This window comes from Streptomyces sp. NPDC007162 (genome assembly GCF_040634175.1).
Taxonomy (GTDB): Bacteria; Actinomycetota; Actinomycetes; order Streptomycetales; family Streptomycetaceae; genus Streptomyces.
The window spans coordinates 1-4,048 of sequence record NZ_JBEYFC010000675.1 but is presented as its reverse complement, the minus strand read 5'-3'; the positions used below and the strand labels follow the sequence as shown (position 1 = coordinate 4,048).

The following is a 4,048-nucleotide window of genomic DNA, read 5'->3' as shown; positions in this document are numbered from 1 at the left end:
GAAGCGATCCAGCCGGCGAAGGGCTGTCTGGCCAGCAAAAAGGAAAGGGCGGCGCTGATCAGGCATCGCCCCGTCATGGCTGATTGGCCAGGCGTAGTGGTCCCAGGTCCTTGAGCTTGCGCTCCAGGGAGTCAAGGCGCGGCAGGGCCATTGTGTCGTCCTCCGCGGTCAGGTCGACGGTGATCTCAGACCCTTTGCGGGCGGGCTGAAGGGACGGCCGGGAGCGCACGGGCAGCTGTTCCGGCGCCGCTATGGCAGGCTCCGCGGAGGCCTGGGCGGGCGCCCGCTCGACCTGGTGCACCTCGTCCTGCCGGCCGGCCCGCCCGACGAAGCCCCGGTGGCCGCGGCTTATGGCCTTGAGCTGGGCCCGCTCCAGACGGTCCTGCTCGCGGCGGCGCATGCGGTTCTCCTCCTTCTGCCGCTTGTCGTCGCGCACCTCCTCGACCGCCTCGTCCAGGCTGCGCACGCCCTCCAGGAGCATCAGCGACCACGCCTTGTAGGTCTCACGGGGGGCACGCAGCCAGCGCACGATGCGGATCTGCGGCAGCGGACGCGGCACCAGGCCCTGCTCGCGCAGGGCGGCCTTGCGGGTCTGCTTCAGGGCGCGGTCGAAGAGGACGGCCGCGGACAGCGACATGCCGGCGAAGAACTGCGGAGCGCCGTCGTGGCCCCCGCCCCTAGGCGCGTGCACCCAGTTGAACCAGGCGGATGCGCCCGCGAACGTCCACACGAGGATCCGGGAGCCGAGCGCGGCGTCACCGTGGCTCGCCTCGCGCACCGCGAGGACGGAGCAGAACATCGCGGCGCCGTCCAGACCGAACGGCACCAGGTACTCCCAGCCGCCGGAGAGGTTGAGGTTCTGCTGGCCGAAGCCGACCAGCCCGTGGAAGGAGAGGGCGGCGGACACCGCCGCGCAGCAGAACAGGAGGACGTAGGCAGCGGTGGCGTAGATGGCCTCCTTGCGCCGACGCCGCTCCTCGCTGCGCTCCCACGAGTCGTCCTTCGCGTGCTCTCCGCCGGACCGCTTGGAGCGCGTCAGCACCGCCACCGCGACCAGCAACCCCAGGAGCAGTACGGCGCCGGGTAGCAGCCAGTTCAGCGATATGTCGGTCAGTCTCATCTAGGGGTCCCTTGCATTGGGATAGGGCGTAACGCCCGCCATAGTGGCCCAATCCCAGCGGCCCTCAAGGGGTTTCGGGGCAAGAGGCCGCCAAGGAAGTGCAAGGGGATGCTCCAGGGCAGCGTTCTGCTCGAACTGCCGCGTGAGGGGCGGGAGTTGAGTTCGAGTAAGACTACCCATACGGGTGGTTCCTCGGAAAGTTCCTGCGACGAGTGAGGAAGTTGTGAATTCCCTGTCGACGCAGCGGCGGTCCTGCCTCCCGCGATCTTAGTGGATCCGGGGCGGTGCCCCGTCCCCCCGGGTGCCCTGAGTGCGCCTCAGGCCGCCGCGGCTGCCGTGAGTTTGGCGATCCGTTCGTCGTCGCGGGTCCGCGGGCAGGTGGCGCAGGTGTCCTCGGGGCGCAGGGTGTAGTACATGCAGCAGCTCACCCGGTCCCGGGTCGGCAGTGGCTCGCCGGCCGGCCCGGACAGCACCCGGAAGGCCGCGGAGCCGGCGTACGGCCCGGTGGTCCCGGGGAGCAGCGCCGCCAGCTCCCGGACGGCCCGCTCCTCCTCGCCGAGCAGACCGGCGACGTACCAGAGCCCCTCCACGATCTCGTCGGTCGCCATGCCCCACAGGGCGCGACCGCGCCGCCGCATCCGGGGGCCGAAGCCGCCGAGCACCGGTTCCAGGTGCTCGGCCACGGCCGCCCTGACCTCCGCCCGCAGCGCCTCCTCGCCGCCGACGACGACCGCGCCGGGCAGCGCCGCCGCCGGATCCCCCGGGAGGCAGGCGAAGGAGGCGACCCGTACGGCCATCCGGCCCGCCACGCGGTCGTACGACACCTCGGTCGCGGGGAGGCGGGGGACCCGGCGGTCCAGGAACCAGAGGAGGGTGATCAGCAGGCAGGCGGCCCAGCCGTAGCGGTGCAGGCCGAAACCCGCGACCACGTCGGGGCGGCCGGGCTGTCCGTGGTCCCGCAGGATCTGGTCCGCGTCCCAGGCGAGGAAGGCGTCCAGGCCGGGGCCACCCGCCGCGAGTTCGGCCGCGCCGACCCAGCCGCCGCCCCGGGGCGCCGTTTCGTCCGGCGCCAGCTCCGTGACCGCCAGGTCGGGACAGACCTCGGTGAGGCGGGCGTAGGCGGCGGAGACGGGGGAGGGCATGGTGACCACCGATCGGATGCGGATGTGGGCCGACTGCCGGATTAAGTAAGGCTTACCTTACCCGTTCGTTCGTGAGTTTGAACCAGCGCCTTGTGCGCCTAAGGTGCTTGACGGACAAGTAACAACCCGCCGTTAATGACCCAAGTGCCGACGACCCGAGGAGGGCCCGTGGACCAGCGCGCGCACGCGGCTCCCGCCGAGACGGCCAGGGTGCCCGCGCAGTCGCGGTCCGGGCAGACGGCGCGGGAGGCGGGTGGACACCCCGCCGGTGCGTCGGCCGTGCGCGGTGAGCACACGCACGGCGAGCGGCCCGTTCCGCAGCCCCGGCCCGCCGTGCAACGGGCGTCCGTGCGCGGGCAGATCCTCGACGCGCTGCGCACCGCGCTGATGAGCGGGGAGTTGCTGCCCGGCGAGGTGTACTCGGCGCCGGCGCTGGGGGAGCGGTTCGGGGTGTCCGCGACGCCGGTGCGCGAGGCGATGCAGCAACTGGCCCAGGAGGGCGCGGTCGAGGTCGTGCCCAACCGGGGCTTCAGGGTCGTGGAACGGGGAGCGCGGGAACTGGCCGAACTGGCCGAGGTGCGGGCGCTGATCGAGGTGCCGGTGATGGTGCGGCTGGCGCGCAGTGTGCCGGCCGAGCGGTGGGCCGCGTTGCGGCCGCTGGCCGAGGAGTCGGTGCGGGCGGCGGCGACGGGGTGCAGGGCGACGTACGCGGAGGCCGACCGGGCGTTCCACCGGGCGGTGCTGGGGCTCGCGGGCAACGAGCAGCTCGTGCAGATCGCGGAGGACCTGCGGCGGCGGGCGGTGCCGCTGCGCGGGGCGCGGGCCGAGATGATGTCGGACGCGGCGGAGCACTCGGCGTTGCTCGAGGCGTTGGTCGCGAGGGATCTGGAAGCGGTACGGGCGCTGGTGGTGGGGCATTTCGCCGACGCGTGGTGAGTCGGTGGGGGCGGTTGCGCGGAGTCTCGCCGCAGCGGCACCCTGCCAACGCTGGTGAGTGCCACCCCCCGCCCACGCCTTTATGCCGTTGCCGCTCCCGGTGTCGGTGGGGTCAGCTGCCTTGCCAGCCACGTCGGGACGCCGCCCAGGAGGCGGAACAGCCGGCCCGCCTCCTCGCGCAGGCGGGACGCCTCCGGTTCGGACTCCGTCTCGGCCAGGGACGCCAGCGCGGGGGCCGTGCCGACCAGGTAGCCCAGTTCCTCCCTGATGCGCAGCGACTCGGCGAAGCCGTGCCGGGCCTCGGTCAACTCGCCGTCGCGCAGGGCCAGTCCGGCCAGGTGGCGCCAGGTGAAGGAGAGCAGCAGCGGGTCGGCGTGCGCGGTGGCGGCCGCGTGCGCCCTGCGGTAGGCGGCGCGGGCCGCCTGCGGGGACAGGGTCAGGTTCTCCGCCAGCAGCCCCCGCCGGAAGTCGAGCAGGGCCCGTCCCGAAGTCCCCGGCGGGATCAGCGCCGCCGCCCTGCCGAGCGCGGCCCGCGCCTCGTCGGCCCGGTCGCGGACCCCGTGCAGGGTGGCCGCGTAGGCGAGTTGGCCGCGTTCGCAGGCGGCGGCGCCCCGCTCCTCGTCGGTACGGGCCTGCGCCTCCGCCGTACGCAGCGCGTCCTCCGCCTCTTCCCAGCCCCGTTCGGTGTACAGGCACCGCTCGACCATCAGCCCCGCCCGCTGCAGCGAGTACGCCGGGGTGTCCGACGGCAGCAGGGCCGCCGCGTCGGCCCAGCAGGCCCGCGAGCGCAGCCTCGACATCAGCAGTGAGGACAGCACCATCACCGCGCCGATCGACAGGTCGATGCCGG

4 protein-coding genes are annotated in these 4,048 nt (G+C 73.3%); 1 reads left to right on the top strand and 3 read right to left on the bottom strand.

What is annotated here, in order from left to right:
* Positions 1 to 73: 73 nt before the first annotated feature.
* Together ABZ646_RS41845 and ABZ646_RS41840 are read right to left on the bottom strand one after the other, a co-directional pair.
* Positions 74 to 1,120, bottom strand: a complete 1,047-nt coding sequence (locus ABZ646_RS41845) for a DUF2637 domain-containing protein (protein ID WP_360531602.1) — start codon at positions 1,118 to 1,120, stop codon at positions 74 to 76.
* 317 nt (positions 1,121 to 1,437) lie between these two features.
* Positions 1,438 to 2,262, bottom strand: a complete 825-nt coding sequence (locus ABZ646_RS41840) for a (2Fe-2S)-binding protein (protein ID WP_360531599.1) — start codon at positions 2,260 to 2,262, stop codon at positions 1,438 to 1,440.
* Between the two features lie 168 nt (positions 2,263 to 2,430).
* Between ABZ646_RS41840 and ABZ646_RS41835 the strand changes: the two genes are divergently transcribed.
* Positions 2,431 to 3,198, top strand: coding sequence for a GntR family transcriptional regulator (locus ABZ646_RS41835; protein ID WP_360531596.1), 768 nt, complete (start codon positions 2,431 to 2,433; stop codon positions 3,196 to 3,198).
* An 80-nt stretch (positions 3,199 to 3,278) separates the two neighbouring features.
* On the opposite strand, the gene ABZ646_RS41830 is transcribed toward ABZ646_RS41835, so the two are convergent.
* Complete coding sequence (locus ABZ646_RS41830; protein WP_360531605.1) at positions 3,279 to 3,998, bottom strand: hypothetical protein; 720 nt, start codon at positions 3,996 to 3,998, stop codon at positions 3,279 to 3,281.
* Positions 3,999 to 4,048: the final 50 nt, after the last annotated feature.